Annotated in this window: 8 protein-coding genes; 2 read left to right on the top strand and 6 right to left on the bottom strand. The window is 72.2% G+C overall.

Annotation, left to right across the window (positions count from 1 at the left end; all coding sequences use genetic code 11):
• Positions 1-3: 3 nt before the first annotated feature.
• The gene (locus ACFVJX_RS07995) at positions 4-1341 is read right to left on the bottom strand and encodes an NtaA/DmoA family FMN-dependent monooxygenase (RefSeq protein ID WP_384127428.1); all 1338 of its coding nucleotides are present in this window, start codon (positions 1339-1341) and stop codon (positions 4-6) included.
• Between the two features lie 955 nt (positions 1342-2296).
• On the opposite strand from ACFVJX_RS07995, the gene asnB reads away from it, so the two are divergent.
• A complete protein-coding gene (gene asnB, locus ACFVJX_RS07990) occupies positions 2297-4138 on the top strand; it encodes an asparagine synthase (glutamine-hydrolyzing) (protein ID WP_384127426.1) in 1842 nt (613 codons plus the stop codon).
• Positions 4139-4251: 113 nt separating this feature from the next.
• Here asnB and ACFVJX_RS07985 read toward each other — a convergent pair whose 3' ends face one another.
• From ACFVJX_RS07985 to ACFVJX_RS07965, 5 genes are all read right to left on the bottom strand, one after another.
• Complete coding sequence (locus ACFVJX_RS07985) at positions 4252-8967, bottom strand: NaeI family type II restriction endonuclease (protein ID WP_384127424.1); 4716 nt, start codon at positions 8965-8967, stop codon at positions 4252-4254.
• A complete protein-coding gene (locus ACFVJX_RS07980) occupies positions 8960-9889 on the bottom strand; it encodes an AAA family ATPase (protein ID WP_384127422.1) in 930 nt (309 codons plus the stop codon). Before ACFVJX_RS07980 ends, ACFVJX_RS07985 begins: the two co-directional genes overlap by 8 nt.
• Positions 9886-11967: a hypothetical protein gene (locus tag ACFVJX_RS07975; protein ID WP_384127420.1), complete on the bottom strand. Its 2082-nt coding sequence runs from the start codon at positions 11965-11967 to the stop codon at positions 9886-9888. The genes ACFVJX_RS07980 and ACFVJX_RS07975 overlap by 4 nt, the downstream gene beginning before the upstream one ends.
• Entirely contained in the window at positions 11964-12923 is a 960-nt protein-coding gene (locus ACFVJX_RS07970) for an alpha/beta hydrolase (protein WP_384127418.1), read from the bottom strand. The genes ACFVJX_RS07975 and ACFVJX_RS07970 overlap by 4 nt, the downstream gene beginning before the upstream one ends.
• A gap of 126 nt (positions 12924-13049) precedes the next feature.
• Positions 13050-13466, bottom strand: coding sequence for a Fur family transcriptional regulator (locus ACFVJX_RS07965; RefSeq protein ID WP_384127416.1), 417 nt, complete (start codon positions 13464-13466; stop codon positions 13050-13052).
• Between the two features lie 225 nt (positions 13467-13691).
• On the opposite strand from ACFVJX_RS07965, the gene katG reads away from it, so the two are divergent.
• Complete coding sequence (gene katG, locus ACFVJX_RS07960) at positions 13692-15920, top strand: catalase/peroxidase HPI (protein ID WP_384127414.1); 2229 nt, start codon at positions 13692-13694, stop codon at positions 15918-15920.
• Positions 15921-16048: the final 128 nt, after the last annotated feature.

Below are 16048 nucleotides of genomic sequence, written 5' to 3'. Positions count from 1 at the left end.
GGCTCACGGCGACTGCCGGGCCTCCGGGCCGACCCGGACCGGCACACCCGCGCGCGGCGGGAGTTCGAGCCCCAGGTTCTCGCGCAGGGTGGTGCCGGTGTAGTCGTCGGCGACGATCTTCCGCCCGCGCAGCTCGTGCAGCAGGCCGTTGACGACGAAGTCGTGCTGCCGCGGGTCCGCGAGGCCGCCGAGGGTGATCACGTCCAGCACCCCGGCCCGGAAGCGCTCCTCGACGGCGTCGGCGAGCTGCTCGGGTGTTCCCGCGGCGGCCCAGTGCCCGGTGTCCTGGGCCGCGATCACCAACTCCCTCAGTGTGTAGCCCTGTCGGGCGTAGCCGGCGAAGATGTCCACCCGGCCGCGACGGCGGTTCACCGAGGCCGGGTCGGGCAGCAGGCTCTCCGGTAGTTTCGCGTCGAGCGGCAGCTCCGACAGATCCACGCCGCCACCGAGCATGTCGGCCACCTGCGCCCGCCCCAGTTCGAAGTCGATCGACTCGCGCCTCTCCCGCACCAGCCGCCGCGCCTCCTCCTCGCTGGCTCCGTAAGTGGCGTGGAACGAGCTGAAGATCAGCGGCAGACCGTCGGCCCGTCCCAGCCGTTCGGCCTGACCGCGGATCTTCCGGGTGAAGTCCAGCGCGACGTCGAGGGTGGGGAGCGAGGTGAAGACGACCTCGGCGTAGCGGGCGCCCAGGGCCGTACCCGCCTCGGACTGCCCGGCCTGGATCTGCACCGGGCGCCGCTGCGGCAGCGGCGGGATGTTCAGCGGACCGGCCACGCTGAAGAACCGGCCGGTGTGGTCGATGCGGTGTACCCGGTCCGGGTGCAGCACCGCACTGCCGTCCGCTCCCACCGTCAGCGCCCCCGGTTCCCAGCTGTCCCACAGGGCGTTGACCACCTCCAGCGTCTCCGCGGCCCGCGCGTAGCGCTCCTCGGGGCTGGGCAACTCGCCCGGCCCGAAGTTCTCCTCGCCGATCGAGGAGGTCACCAGGTTCCAGGCGGCCCGCCCGTTGCTGACGTGGTCGAGCGTGCCGAACAGCCTGGCCAGGTTGAACGGGTGGTGGAACGTGGTCGAGACGGTGGCGATCAGGCCGATCCGCGATGTCACCTGGCTCAGGGCCGAGACGAAGACCAGCGGTTCCTGCGACCCGATCGCCCCTTGGGCTCCGAAGCTGAGCAGGTCGGCGGTGAACAGCGCGTCGATCCGCGCCGCCTCGGCGAGCCCGGCCACCCGCAGGGCGGTGTCCAGAGTGGACCGGGTGGGATCGATCGCCAAGTCGTAGGTCTCCGACGTGCCGCCGGCTCCGGTCACGGTCTTGAGCGTCCTGGGCCGCTTCGCACTCACAACTCGTCCATTCTCACCGGCCTTCGCTACGCGGACCGGTGGCGTCAAGGGGTGGCGGATCTCTGGGGGACGGGCCAGTACCCGGGACGGCCGGGCGGTATGGGGCGCGGCCGGCCGAACCGGCGCAGGAGCCCGCCGGGTGGCCGCCATCGGGCGCCCACGCCTGCCGCACCTGCCACGCCCGCCGTACCTGCTTCCCGCACGGCCGGAATGGTCCATCGGCAGCCCTTGTCCCGCTCTCAACCCCGTTGGAGCGGGGGTGTCCTGTCCGAGGGGCGGTCCGGCGCCTTGGGCATCGCACGCACCGGGCCGCGTCCGATCTCCGAACGAGGATCACCCGGCAGGTTCCGGGCCGGGGCGGGTTGTCAGCGACAGAGCGCGGTGTGTGTCCGGCAGAGGTCCACGTGGCGGCGCTTCGTCCGGCCCGGACGCAGAGCCTCGGCCCCACCCGGCCCGACGCGCGCTGCGCCCACGTTGACCCCTCTGCCCCGACGCCTGAAGCGTCACCTGATATGCGCGGTACGGACGACTCGGGTCGCCCGGCCGCGCACGATGTGCGAGACGAAGGTACGTGCCGCCCGGGTGGCTCTGTCAAGACCGCCCCACCGCCCCATCCGGCGGGCGGGCCCGGTTCTGCGCGGCGCAACATTGAGTAAGTCTTTGCCCGTGGCCGGAACGTGACGCTCCGCCTCTCTCTCGACCCCGTCCCGGGTGGGTGGGCACGGCGTGGGCCCGCGTCGGCGCCGTGCGGTCGGGCGCGGCGGGCGGCCGAAAGTGTGCGGGCGGCCGCCCTCGCCGCGTTACGGCCACGTTGACCGTATGCAATGGCAAGCCGCACTCTCATTACGTAACTGGTTAGTACATCTAGTTCGGCCGGGAGTGGCGCAACCCTCGAACGCGCTGTTCAGGCGCTGTTCCCGGGCCCCGGTCGACAACAGCACGCAGGAGGTAGCGCATGTGTGGCATCACCGGCTGGGTGTCCTTCGAACGTGACTTGCACAGTGCGTCCGCGACCGTGGACGCCATGACCGAGACGATGTCCTGCCGCGGCCCGGACGACCGCGGCACCTGGATCAGCGGTCCGGCCGCGCTCGGGCACCGTCGACTGGCCATCATCGATCTGCCCGGCGGGCGCCAGCCGATGACGGCGGACACCCCGCGGGGAACGGTCGCGCTCGTCTACTCGGGGGAGACGTACAACTTCACCGAGCTGCGCAGCGAACTGAGCGGACGCGGGCACCGGTTCAGCACGGACTCCGACACCGAGGTCGTGCTGCGCGGGTACCTGGAGTGGGGCGAGGCGGTAGCCGAGCGGCTCAACGGGATGTACGCGTTCGCCGTGTGGGACGGGCGCCACGACAAACTCGTCATGATCCGCGACCGCATGGGCATCAAGCCGTTCTACTACTACGAGACCCCCGACGGCGTCCTGTTCGGCTCCGAACCCAAGGCGATCCTCGCCAACCCGCTGGCCCGCGCCCGCGTCGGTCTCGACGGGCTGCGCGAACTCTTCGCCTTCGTCAAGACGCCCGGTCACGCCGTGTGGGATGGGATGCGCGAGGTCGAGCCCGGCACGGTCGTCACGGTCGACCGCAACGGGCTGCGCCGGCACGTCTACTGGGAGCTGGAGACCCGCCCGCACACGGACGGCAAGGACGAGTCCATCGCCCATGTGCGCTCGCTCCTCGACGACATCGTGCGGCGCCAGATGGTCTCCGACGTACCGCGCTGCACGCTGCTCTCCGGCGGGCTGGACTCCTCCGCCATGACGGCGATAGCCGCCCGCCAACTGGCCGAGAACGGCGAGACGGTGCGCAGCTTCGCCGTCGACTTCCAGGGCCAGGCGGACAACTTCGTCCCCGACGAGCTGCGGGGCACCCCGGACACGCCGTACGTGCACGACGTCGCACGGGCCTCCCGCACCGACCACCGCGACATCGTGCTGGACTCGCACGCACTCGCCGACCCCGAGGTGCGCGCCCAGGTGATCCGGGCCCGGGACATCCCGATGGGCTTCGGTGACATGGACGCCTCCCTCTACCTCCTGTTCCGGTCCATCCGCGAGCATTCGACCGTCGCCCTGTCCGGCGAGTCGGCGGACGAGGTCTTCGGCGGGTACCTGCAGTTCTTCGACGAGGAGGCGCGCCGCGCCGACACCTTCCCCTGGCTGGTGCGCTTCGCACAGCACTTCGGGGACGACTCCGACGTGCTGAGGCCCGACCTGACGGCCGCCCTCGACATCCCCTCGTACATCCAGGACAGCTACGGCACGGCCGTCGCGGGAGTCCAGCGTCTGGACGGCGAGAGCGACTTCGAGTACCGGATGCGCAAGATCTGCCATCTGCACCTGACGCGCTTCGTACGCGTCCTGCTCGACCGCAAGGACCGGGCGAGCATGGCGGTCGGCCTCGAAGTGCGGGTGCCCTTCTGCGATCACCGCCTCGTGGAGTACGTGTACAACACGCCGTGGTCCCTGAAGTCCTTCGACGGCAGGGAGAAGTCACTGCTGCGCGAGGCCACCGCGGACGTGCTGCCGAAGTCCGTCTACGACCGGGTCAAGAGCCCGTACCCCTCCACCCAGGACCCCAAGTACGCGCTCGCCCTCCAGGGGCACGCCAAGGACCTGCTGGCGCGGCCCTCGCACCCCGTCTTCGACCTCGTCGACCGGGGCCGGGTCGCGCGTGCCGCGCAGCATGACGCGCCACAGATCACCCAGGCCTCCCGGCGGGGGCTCGAGCGCACGCTTGACCTGGCGCTCTGGCTCGATCTCTACAAGCCGGACATAGCGCTCTCCTGACCGGGCGGGCGAGGCAGGCCAGCCGTCCGCGACGACGCGGGAGCGGGTCGTCAGGAGCCTCCGGGGCACGGGTGCGTGCCCCGGAGGCCGGCCGGGCGGCCCTTCCTGCCCCGCTAGGAGCCCGGGACGGCCGACGTGGGCAACTGGGTCCGTACGCTCACGAATTCGCCGCGCCGCGGCACCGCGCACCGCAGGACCTTCGCCAGTTCGATGTCCTGCGGGGTGTGGGTGAGGACGGTGATCCCCTCGGCGGCGAGGGCTTTTTTGGACTCCCGGGCGCGGCGGCTGCCCTCCGGGCCCGCGAGCGTGTTCAGGGTCGCGGTCGTGACGCGTCTGCCGAGTGCTCTCCTGAAGAGTTCGTCGACGCGCTGCCGCGCCGACGTGGGCGCGAGGACCGCTGACCGGTCGTCCGGGTCCAGGTGCAGCAGGACGTTCTCGGGCAGTGGCAGGTCCCGGTGGAGCCACCGCACCTGATGGATCGCGTCCGGCCGCAGGCCACGCCTGCTGTCGCGGTTGCCCGCCGACCGCAGGAGACCGGGTTCGATCCGCAGCAGCCCGGCACCCCAGCGGCCCTTCGCGTCGTCCGCGTGGACGAGCAGGCAGATCTGGCCCTCGTTCTCGGGCGGAAAGGCCCAGCCGCCGAGCCGTGTCGAGAAGCGCAGGTCGAATTCGATGCCATCGCGGACCAGGTCCATGCGCTGTCCGGGCCGGAGCGCGAAGGCCGACATGATCGTCTGCTCGACCTTGACCCCGATGACGGTCCGTTCCGCACGCGAGAGATCCATGAGGTCGAAGCGGCCCGTGAGGCTTCCGTCGAGGACGAAGTCGAAGGCATCGCGCAGCGCACCGGCCATGAGGCTGCCGTCGGGGTCCGACCGGACCAGGACCGAGTGCAGGGAGCTGAGCTCGGTGTCAGGCCCTCCGTACGTCGTCGCGGCGGGGCCGTCCTCGGCCGGGGAGTCGGGACAGTGGAGCCAGGCATCCAGTGCCCCGTCGGTGAGGCGGACCCGCTTGAAGGGTCCACCAGGCAGCTCCGACCGCGCCATGGCCGCGTCCGAGACGGTCAGCAGATTCAGCAGGCGCAGTGTCGATGCGGTGCGGTTCAGTTCGGGAGAGCGGAGGATCTTCCGGGCGGCGCTGATGCCTGCCCCTGTGAAGTCCCGTTGGACCGGGCCGGTGTGCACGACGACGCTGAACGGTGTTTCCGTCTCGGCGGGGAACCCCTCCAGCAGGCCGTCGACGATCCGCGCGACCGGCACCCGGCGTGCCACGGTCACCGTCAGGTTGTCCTGCGAGTCGTGGACCCGGTAGTCGGCGTCCGTGGCCCCCGCGAGCCGCACCGCCCGCAGGAGCCGCCCGAGGAGCGAGGCGTCCGGCCGGCGGGCGTCGGCCATGATGACGGTCAGGTGTTCCGTGCCCCGGCCTGCGCGCGGTGACTCGGGCCGCGCGGGTGCGCCCGTTCCGGCTGCCGGTTCGCGGCGCGCGCTCCCGGCCCCGGCCGGATGGCTCGCGGCGCTGCGGCCGGGCAGGACCGAGGGCTCGCCGCTCGGGCTCCCCGGGACGGAGCCCGGCTGACCGGGACCGGCGAGCAGGCCGGCCAGATCGCGCAGGGCCTGTGCCTCGTTGAAGGGGTCGCCTTCCTCCCGGGCCAGTTCGGCCGCCGTGGTGAGCAGCGACTCCGCCGTGGCCGTGTCCCCCTTGCCGCGGGCGGCCTCCGCCTTCAGGCGGAGCGTCATGCCGCGCAGCGAAGGGGGTTCATCCGGCAGCTTCGACAGGGTTCTCCAGGCGCGGCTGTACCGGTGCGCGGACAGCTGGCTCCAGGCGAGCGCCACCTGGGCCCAGCCATGGCTCACCGGGTCCCGTGCCTCGCGCGCCGCGTCGGACACCCGGTCGGCGGCCCTTTCGAACGCCGTCCGATGGCGTGGTGAAGCCGTGACGTCCCGCAGGATCACCAACAGGCCCGCCCGGGTCCTGAGTGCCACGTCCTCGGTGCTGTCGCGCGGTGTGAGCAGGGCGAAAAGATGCGGGTACCGGGAGACGTGGCTCGCCGGGGAGTTCCCCCGCCGGCCCACCCCCTCGACGACGCCTGGTCCTTGTTCCACGTCGACCCCGGCGACGACATGAGCGGGGAAGGGGTCCGAGGGGTGGTCCCGCGTGTAGTCGGCCACGACGATGCGGGCGTGGTGGGCGACCAGCCGCTCCAGTGCGGCGCGCCACCGGGCGGGCGGGATGTCACGCAGCGCGCGGGCCCGCGCGAAACTCCTGACGGCGTCATGCAGATGGTGGAGGCCGTCGGCGGACGCCTCCAGCAGTCCGGCGCCGACCAGTTCGTCGATGACCAGGAAGGTCGCGCGGTCATTGGCACCCAGCAGCACACCGATCTCCGCGGATGCCAGCCGGGCGCGCGGATGCAGAGCGAGCAGGAGCAGACCCCTCAGGGTTCCGTGCGCCAGCGCGGCCAGCCGCGCTCCCAGAACGGTGTGCAGGTCCCAGCCGGGCGCGGTTTGCGGCGCGTCGGGGCGCGCCGCTCGCAGCAGGGTGAACGCGTTGTCGTCCGTGGCCGCCCATTTCGCGACCAGCTTGACGGCCAGCGGCCACGCGTCGCCCGGAAAGGACGGCTCCGAGCGGTGGCCGCCGCCCCCGGACTGCGCGCTCCGGCGCATGATCGCGCGCACGCCCGCGCCGTCCAGAGGCTCCAGCATGACGACCGAACCGAATACCTCCCCCGAGTCCCCGGTGGCCAGGACCGCGCAGCCGGGGCCGGCCGGGAACAGTCTGGACGCCGAGTCCTTGGACGGGTTGTCGAGGACGATCAGGACGCGCCGGCCGGTCAGGGTGGAGCGGTACAGCTCCGCCATGTCGGCGGCCCCGGCCGGAATGGATTCGGCGGGCACGCCGAGAGCCTGCAGGAAGCCGTAGAGGACCGAGGAGATGTCGGTCGAGTGGAGGTCGGCGTACAGCACGCCGTCCTCGAACTGATCCTTCACCCGGTGTGCCACGAAGAGCATCAGGGCGGTGGCTCCCGCCCCCTGGACACCGCGCGGCGCGGTGATGCACACGGTGGGGGTGCCGGAAGTCGTGACGAGGCGGCCGACGGTGGCGACCGCAGCCTGACGTCCGGCGAAGTGCTCGGTCTGTGCCGGGAGTTGGTCCGGGGCGGGCCATCGCCGGGACTGCCTCTCCGCCGATGACGGCGGCGCGGCGAGTCCCAGCAGTTCCAGCGTGCGCGCCGATGCCTGCGCGAAAGGCCGCAGCTCCGCGGGGATTTCCGCGACGCCCAGGGGCCCCCGGTCGCCGTCCGGCCTGTCGGCGGCGACCGCGGGCAGCCCGCCCCGGCCGCCTCCCCGCGCGGCGACGAACCGGCTCAGGGCCCGTTGCAGCCGCCACACATCGCGTTCCGCCAGGTGCTCCCGCAGCAGAGGCTGCACCTGGGGCGGTACCACGAGCTCCACGGCGCCGCCGATCCGCGTCTCCAGGGTGAACAGGCTGCTTGTCAGCAGCTCGGCGAGGTCCGCCGTGGCCGCCTCCGGTACGAGCTCCTGACTGATCAGGTGCAACAGCGGAAGGCTCAGGCGGTCGAACGCACTGGACAGCACAGCCAGACGGGCGGCCGGCGGGGCAGCCGTCCGCAGGAAGTTCTCGGTACGTTCCTCCGGGCTCCTGGGTGTCTGCCGCGGGGAGCGGCCGTCCGTCCGGACGCGGCCGGCGGGCGGGACCAGTACCGCACCGCATCCGTCCGGCGCCGCGCGCATCACCGTGCGCGACCAGCGGCCCAGCGAATGGGGCGACAGCGACAGCACGGGAAGGGGCAGCCAGCCGCCACTGCCGGCCGCCTCGGGCGGCGGCAGCAAAGGCGGCCGCTCGAAGGGCAGCCGGGCGTTGTGGGCGCCGGGAGCACCCGGTGAGACACGGGCCGCCGGGAGGTCCAGCCCGGTTCTGCGCCACAGCGTGGCGGGCAGCGGACTGAGCAGCGCCACCGGTGTCGTCGCCGACCACGCGCGCAACTGCTTCCACACCTGCGGGCCGCGCCACGCCTCGGCGGTGAAGTCGGACACGGCCAGCACCAGACGGCGGCCGTCCGGTGACCGGAGCCGGCCGGGCGCCGTCGGCCGCCCCTGGCGGTCGCGGAGTTCCATTCCGGCCCCGGCGGTGAAGGTGAGGTCCTGGACCTGGAGCGTACGGAACGCGCCGAGGCGGTCCAGCACGGTGGCGAAGGCGCCGGTCGTCTCCTCCCACACCTGCATCGAGGGGGACCGGTCCACGACCAGGACCAGATCGAACCACCGCTCCGGGGCCGCGCTGAAGGCCGGGATCAGCTCCCCGCTCCGCGCGTACGACCGCACCGTCGCGTCGACGTCGACCTCCTGGCGCCGGCCGGTACGCCACTGCCGCTTCCACGGGCGCAGTGCACGCGAGATGTCGAGCGCGCGCGGCAGCTGTCCGCCGCGCCCCGCGGTCACCGCGTCGCCCGGTACACGCGCACCCGATCCGGGCAGCCTCTCGTGCACGGCCCGCCCGGCCCCGCGGTCCCGGCCGGCCGGCGGGGCGTCCGCGGACGGCTCCGCGGGCAACGGGCTCCCGACGCCGGGACGGCCCTCCCCGGCGCGCTCCGGCGCGGGACCGGCGGCGGCGTCCGCCGCCGTCGCGGCGCCCATCCGGGCCGCCAGCCACAGCGCTTCGGCGACGGCGGTGGCGTCCAGCTCCGGAACGGCGGCATGCAGGGCCGCGACGGCCCCGGCCGGCGCCGCAGGCCCCGGGCCGGAGCGCGGCGCGTCCGGCGTCGGCGCTGTGGACCGTGCGCCGGGCGCGGTGGGCGGGGGCTCAGACACGGGACAGTTCCCGAAGGATCAGTTCCACGACCTCCCGCTCGTCCGCCCCGTCGGGAGCCCCCGCCCCGGTCAGCACGTGCACCGCGTTGAGCAGTTGATCCACGGCCAGGCTCTCGTTCGCCGCGAGCCGTTCGACGAAGCCGTTGATCAGCGCGTCCACCGAACCTGACCGGTCCGGCCCGATCTCCAGATGCGCCTCGACCACCTGCCGGAGCGAATCGGCCGTAGGCATCGGCATCGTGTAACGCACACAGCGGCGGAGGAAGGCGGCGGGGAAGTCCCGCTCCCCGTTGCTCGTCATCACGATGAACGGGAAGCTGTCGCACCCCACCCGGCCCTTGGCCACCGGATGGTGCGCGTCGCCGCCCCACTCACGGACCCGCACGACCTCCTCCTGGTAGCGCGCGAGCTCGGGTACCTCGAACTCCCCGCGCTCCAGCACGTCGAGCAGGTCACTCGGCAGGTCGAGATCGCTCTTGTCGATCTCGTCGATGAGCAGCGCTCGCGGGTGCCGGGCCGGCAACAGCGCGGTTCCCAGCGGGCCCAGCCGCAGGAACGGAGCGATATCGTCCCCGCCGCCCGCGCCTTCGAGGCGCTGCGCGTGGATACGGCCCAGCGCGTCGTAGCGGTACAGCGCGTCGGCGAGGGTACTGCGGGAGGTGATGTGCCAGCGCAGCACGTCGCCCAGCTTCAGTTCGGCAGCCACCTGTTCGATCACCGTCGACTTCCCCGAGCCCGCCGTGCCGGTCACCAGCAGTGGCCTGCGCAGGGTCAGCGCGGCGTTGACCGCGGTGATCAGACCCGCGGGCGGCTGGAACTGCTGGTCCAGGGGTGCACGGGGGAAGGTCCGCCAGGGCGGCGGCGCGCCGAGGTCCACGTCCCGCGGCCGGCCGTCGCCGACGTAGAAGGGCTGCCAGGTCATACGGTGTTCTCCCCATCCGTCGAGCACGTCTCGAACCAGTCGCAGAAGTCCAGCCACTCCGTGTCGTGCCACACGGACCGCAGCCGGGCGAGCGGAAATCGGCCCCCCGCGGCGCCCTCACCGGTGCCGCGCCCCCGCCAGCTGTCGCGGTAGGCGGCGCTGAACTCGCCGGGCAGCCGGTGCCAGTAACGGTTCACGCTGGTCCGGGAGTCGGGCGGCAGATCGTCCTTGTCCTTCGGCCACAGCACGATCGGAGCGTAGGCCAGCAGACTCGGCATGACCTGGTCGAGGCGCTCGGGTCGGTGTCCGAGGGCCACGGCCCGCTCGTACACGCCGTTCCGCAGCCGCTCGTTGAGCTCCGACGGCCTGTTGGTCTCGTCGCGACCGAGCCAGTCCACCGGCGCCCGGGTATCCGGCTCCGACCGCATCGTCGCAAGGCGGTCGCGGGCGTGGTCGTTGATCCAGTACAGGTGGTCGGGCGGGCACAGCCGCTCGCTCCAGCGCAGCACGACGTCGTGCCGCACACCCAGTCGGATCCCCAGATCCGCTTCCTCGGGACTCCACTGGGTGAGCAGCGCCGATGACGCGGCGACCTCCACCCGTCTGAGTGCCGCCCCGACCCGCCTGGCCTCGCCGGAAGCCCACTTCAGCACTCCCACGAGCCGCCGCTCGACCCCGGCCCGGCTGGGAGCGCAGCCGAACTCGCGGTGCGCGATCACGGTCCCGCGGTCCAGCAGCCAGGCGACCAGGGTCTCGGGCCATTCGTCGGCGAGGGCCGCGTGCAGGCTGACGACCAGCCGCAGGCGGGAGGAGGTGTCGTGTTCCGCCAGCGCGGCGAAGGCGTCGTTGAGTTCCACGACCGCACCGCACGACCTCGCCCACGCCGTCAGCGCGTCGCAGTGCGGGTCCAGGCCGTCCTCGTCGGCGAGCGAGGCCACGAAGGCGGCGAGCGGAGCCGTCCGGCTGCCGCCGGTACGCGGCGCCCGCAGTCTGAGCAACTCGACGCAGTCGCGGAGCAGATCGCTGCCGTTCGATTCGGGCAGCGGGACCGAGGTGCCGCCCGCCGTCCAGGCAGCCCGCCGGATCCGCTCGGAGGTCAGAGGGGCGCCCGGCCAGGAACGAAGCAGTTCCGCGGTCAGCAGCCCGTCCAGCAGACCGTCGACGACGCGCAGGGCGACCGCGACATCAGCGGGGCCGTCCGTACACCCGGGAGGGGCCGCGCGCAGCGCCTCCCGCAGTTTTTCGAGGCCGGACACGCTGTGCACGGCAGCCGGCGGCCACCCCTCGCCGAAGGGCTCCAACGCCCACTCCAGATCCTCCTCACCTGCCGGACCCAGGAGAGGCCCGCCGCCCTGTGCATGCCGCACGTTGCGCACGAGCCAGCGGGGTCTGCCGTAGGGGTCGCCGTCCATGTGCACCAGCCGCGCACCCGTGTCCGTGGCCTCGTTCACCGCGTCGAGAACGGCCTCGGCCGACAGGTACTCGCCCGCGCCCGCGACACCCGCACCGAACACGCGCAACAGCGCGCGAGTGAAGTCCAGCCCGAACGCGGGCTCCGTGACCCCCACCGACATGAGCAGGGTCAGCCTCGTCGCGCCCCTGCGGATCCCCGTCCCCAGCGCGGCGATGTCGGGCACGGCTCCGCCTGCGTGGCAGGTGTCCACCAGGGCTATGACCTCTTCGACCCCGTGGGTGTCCAGTGCCTGCGAGAGCAGGTCACCGACGTTGACCACCGTGGTGGGCACGTCGCGCCGGGAGTCGCCCGCCATCAGGAACAGCTTCGGCACATCACCCGGCAGCGTCCCGTGCCCGATGAAGGCCAGGACGAGTACGCCGCCCGCCTCTCCGGCGCGCCGCGCCGCGTCACGTACCGCCTCCTCGATCCGTGCCTGTCCCACCGCCGGCCCGGACAGGATCGATGTCACGCCGGGCGGCGCGTCTGCGCAGCCACCGGTCCAGGGATCCAGCAGCGCGGTGTGCAGGGAGCCCGCGAGGTCCTCCAGACCCGTGAGCATCCCGAGGTCCGCGCACTGGGGCGCGATCACCAGCAGGTGCCGGGGCGGGAACCGGACGGTCATCGGAGGGCGGCTGCCTCTAGCGCCTCGACGACGGGACCGGCCACGCCGGGCTGGGACAGGTACTTGACCGCGGGATGTGCCCACGCGCCGTCCGAGTCGACGCGCCGGCTCACCGGGGCCACCGCCGCGTCGTTCATGGCGATGTGCTTCTCCAGCGCGGGCTGCCCAACGACGAAGTCGTCGCGGTCCCAGAAGTTCAGCCAGGCGCCGACGCTCGCGGGCACCCGCAGGGGCTGCGGCCGCATCCGGGGCCGCACTGCCGTACGCATCCCGATCGGGGAGCCCAGCGTGACGAACAACGGCACCGGCCCCGGATGGCCGTGGAGCGTCTCGAACGAGACGACGGTGCCCAGCGAGTGCGCGACGACGACGGTGGGGCCCACGGGGTCGAGCTCCGCGGCGACCCGCTCGCGGATCCTCCGGTCGATGCCCGGAACGTCCCCGGCCGTCCCCTCGCGGGCCAGGTACGTCCTGACCTGGCCGAGGTGGTGCACCATCACGGCGGCGCTCGCCCAGCCGCCCGCCCTGCGCAGACCGGGCAGCGCCATGAGGGTGTTCGCCGCGTTGAGTACCAGGCGGCCGACGTTGCCGAGGCCCTGCTGCTCCCCCTCGGGAGCGAGCTGGGTCCGGGCCCGCCGCAGCACCCGTGCCCCGTGTTCGTCCGCAGGGTCGGACAGTCGTTCGCCGACCGCTTCGAGCAGCAGCTCGCGCAGTACCTCCGGCCCGGCTTCCGCCGTGCTCGTGCCTGCTCCGCCCTGCACCCGGCCGTCCGTGAACAGGTCGCCGTAGTGGGCGAACCGTACGTCGGCGGCCGAACCGTCCAGCAGCCCCGGGACCACGCGGGAGTGGCCGGCCGCTCCCGCGCCTTCGGCCAGCGCGCGCAGCAGGCCCTCCAGTTCGGCGGTGGCGTCGCGGGGGCCGCCGACTCCGTGCACGAACACCAGGCGCGGCCGCATCCATCCCCCTGAAGTCCCCGGTTGCCTTGTCCGGGAATGCCCTGCCCGGACGAGGTATCCGGACAGGGCGACAGTATCAACAGGGGCCGTTCGGGCCGGGTCGCGGGAGGATCCGGCGGAACGGGCTCACCCGCCGCCGCAGTCGGGGCACAGACCCCGGTACGTCACCTCGACCTCCGAGACGGTGAAGCCGAAACGCTCCGAGGGCGGAAGTCCGGACAGCGGGTCGACATCGGGGTGCACGTCCCGGATCGCGCCGCACTCGGAGCACACCAGGTGCTGGTGGGGGTGGTGGGCGTTCGGGTCGTAGCGCTTGGCCCGGCCGTCGGTGCCGACCTCGATCACCTCGCCGAGCGAGACCAGCTCCCCGAGGGTGTTGTAGACGGTGGCGCGAGAGATCTCGGGCAGCAGGGCGGCTGCGCGCACGAGCACCTCGTCCGCGGTGAAGTGGACGTGCTCGCCCGCGAGTACCTCGGCGACCACCCTTCGCTGAGCGGTCATGCGCCAGCCACGTCCACGAAGCCGTTCGAGCAGGTCACTCATGCCCACCAGCCTAACTTTGCGTCTTCGGACGAATGACTCGTACAGAGCCGTCTGTCGTATTGACTTGGACTAGGTCCATCGTAGGATCGATTCCGGCTGACAGCCAAGAGACAGGTCGACAGCAGAGGAAAGTGCGTGACTTCAGGAGACGGGCGCGCTCACGCCGGCATCCGGGCCGCGCGCAGCGCCAGAACAACGTGATCCGCCCCGTCCGGAAGGATTTCAATGACTGAGAACCACGACGCGATCGTCACCGACCCGAAGGCGGAGGAGGTCTCCGGCTGCCCGGTCGCGCACGGTCGCGCGCCGCACCCGACCCAGGGCGGCGGTAACCGCCAGTGGTGGCCGGAGCGGCTCAACCTGAAGATCCTCGCCAAGAACCCCGCGGTGGCCAACCCGTTGGGCGAGGACTTCGACTACGCCGAGGCGTTCGGCAGCCTCGACCTCCCGGCCGTGAAGCGGGACATCGCCGAGGTGCTCACCACCTCGCAGGACTGGTGGCCCGCCGACTTCGGCAACTACGGCCCCTTCATGGTCCGGATGGCCTGGCACAGCGCCGGTACCTACCGGATCAGCGACGGCCGCGGCGGCGCCGGAGCCGGTCAGCAGCGCTTCGCCCCGCTCAACAGCTGGCCGGACAACGCGAGTCTCGACAAGGCCCGCCGGCTGCTGTGGCCGGTCAAGAAGAAGTACGGCCAGAACCTCTCCTGGGCCGACCTCATCGTCCTCACCGGCAATGTCGCCCTGGAGTCCATGGGCTTCAAGACCTTCGGCTTCGGTGGTGGCCGCGCGGACGTGTGGGAGCCCGACGAGGACGTCTACTGGGGCCCCGAGACCACCTGGCTCGGCGACGACCGCTACACCGGCGACCGCGAGCTGGAGAACCCGCTCGGCGCGGTCCAGATGGGTCTCATCTACGTCAATCCGGAAGGCCCCAACGGCAATCCGGACCCGATCGCCGCGGCCCGCGACATCCGTGAGACCTTCCGCCGCATGGCGATGAACGACGAGGAGACGGTCGCCCTGATCGCGGGCGGCCACACCTTCGGCAAGACCCACGGCGCCGGCCCGGCGGACAACGTCGGCCCCGACCCGGAGGCCGCCCCGCTCGAGCAGCAGGGCCTCGGCTGGCAGAGCACGTACGGCACCGGCAAGGGCGCCGACGCGATCACCAGCGGTCTGGAGGGTATCTGGACGGACACCCCGACCACCTGGGACAACAGCTTCTTCAACATCCTCTTCGGCTACGAGTGGGAGCTGTTCAAGAGCCCGGCCGGCGCCCACCAGTGGCGGCCGAAGGACGGTGGCGGTGCGGGTACGGTCCCCGACGCGTTCGACGCGTCGAAGACGCACGCGCCGACGATGCTGACGACCGACCTCTCGCTCCGCTTCGACCCGGCGTACGAGGAGATCTCGCGGCGCTTCCACGAGAACCCCGACCAGTTCGCCGACGCTTTCGCCCGCGCGTGGTTCAAGCTGACCCACCGCGACATGGGCCCGGTCGTGCGCTACCTCGGCCCGGAGGTCCCGGCGGAGACGCTGGTGTGGCAGGACCCGCTCCCCGCCAGGACGTACGAGACCGTCGACGCCTCGGACGTCGCCTCGCTCAAGGCCCGGATCCTCGGCTCCGGCCTGAAGGTGTCGGAGCTCGTCTCCACCGCGTGGGCGGCGGCCTCCTCCTTCCGCGGCAGCGACAAGCGCGGCGGCGCCAACGGCGCACGCATCCGTCTGGAGCCGCAGAACGGCTGGACGGTCAACGAGCCGGACCGGCTGGCGCTGGTACTGCGTACCCTCGAGAGCGTCCAGGAGTCCTTCAACTCCGCGCAGTCCGGCGGGAAGCAGGTATCGATCGCCGACCTCGTCGTGATCGCCGGAGCCGCAGCCGTCGAGAAGGCGGCCAAGGACGCCGGCTTCGACATCGAGGTGCCCTTCACCCCGGGCCGCGTCGACGCGTCGCAGGACCAGACCGACGTGGAGTCCTTCGTCGAGCTGGAGCCGGCCGCCGACGGGTTCCGCAACTACCTCGGCAAGGGCAACCGGCTGCCGGCCGAGTACCTGCTGCTCGACCGGGCCAACCTGCTGACCCTGACCGCCCCCGAGCTGACGGTCCTGGTCGGCGGGCTGCGGGTGCTCGGCGCGAACTACCAGCAGTCCTCGCTCGGTGTCCTCACCGACACCCCCGGCGTGCTGACCAACGACTTCTTCGTCAACCTGCTCGACCTGGGTACGACGTGGAAGCCGGCGTCCGCAGACGCCACCGCCTTCGAGGGCCGCGACGCCACCGGTGCGGTGAAGTGGACCGGCAGCCGCGCCGACCTCGTCTTCGGGTCGAACTCGGAGCTGCGCGCGGTCGCGGAGGTCTACGCGAGCGACGACGCCAAGGAGAAGTTCGTGAAGGACTTCGTCGCGGCATGGGACAAGGTCATGAACCTGGACCGGTTCGACCTGGTCTGAACAGCGTGAACGGGCCGTGGGGGGGCGGGGGGACGCAAAACCCCCCCGCCCCGGGGGGGCGGGGGCGGCGGCCCGGGGGCCCCCCCAACATTTGGTAAGCAACCCCCCCCCCCGCCGTGAAAAAAAAA

This window comes from Streptomyces sp. NPDC127177 (genome assembly GCF_042672475.1).
In the GTDB taxonomy this organism is placed as follows: Bacteria; Actinomycetota; Actinomycetes; order Streptomycetales; family Streptomycetaceae; genus Streptomyces.
This window is presented reverse-complemented; position numbering and strand designations above follow the sequence as displayed.

Coding starts and splice junctions, on each gene's coding strand:
- asnB (WP_384127426.1), top strand. CDS start 2,297: ATGTGTGGCATCACCGGCTGGGTGTCCTTCGAACGTGACTTGCACAGT.
- ACFVJX_RS07980 (WP_384127422.1), bottom strand. CDS start 9,889: ATGACCTGGCAGCCCTTCTACGTCGGCGACGGCCGGCCGCGGGACGTG.
- ACFVJX_RS07975 (WP_384127420.1), bottom strand. CDS start 11,967: ATGACCGTCCGGTTCCCGCCCCGGCACCTGCTGGTGATCGCGCCCCAG.
- ACFVJX_RS07970 (WP_384127418.1), bottom strand. CDS start 12,923: ATGCGGCCGCGCCTGGTGTTCGTGCACGGAGTCGGCGGCCCCCGCGAC.
- ACFVJX_RS07965 (WP_384127416.1), bottom strand. CDS start 13,466: ATGAGTGACCTGCTCGAACGGCTTCGTGGACGTGGCTGGCGCATGACC.
- katG (WP_384127414.1), top strand. CDS start 13,692: ATGACTGAGAACCACGACGCGATCGTCACCGACCCGAAGGCGGAGGAG.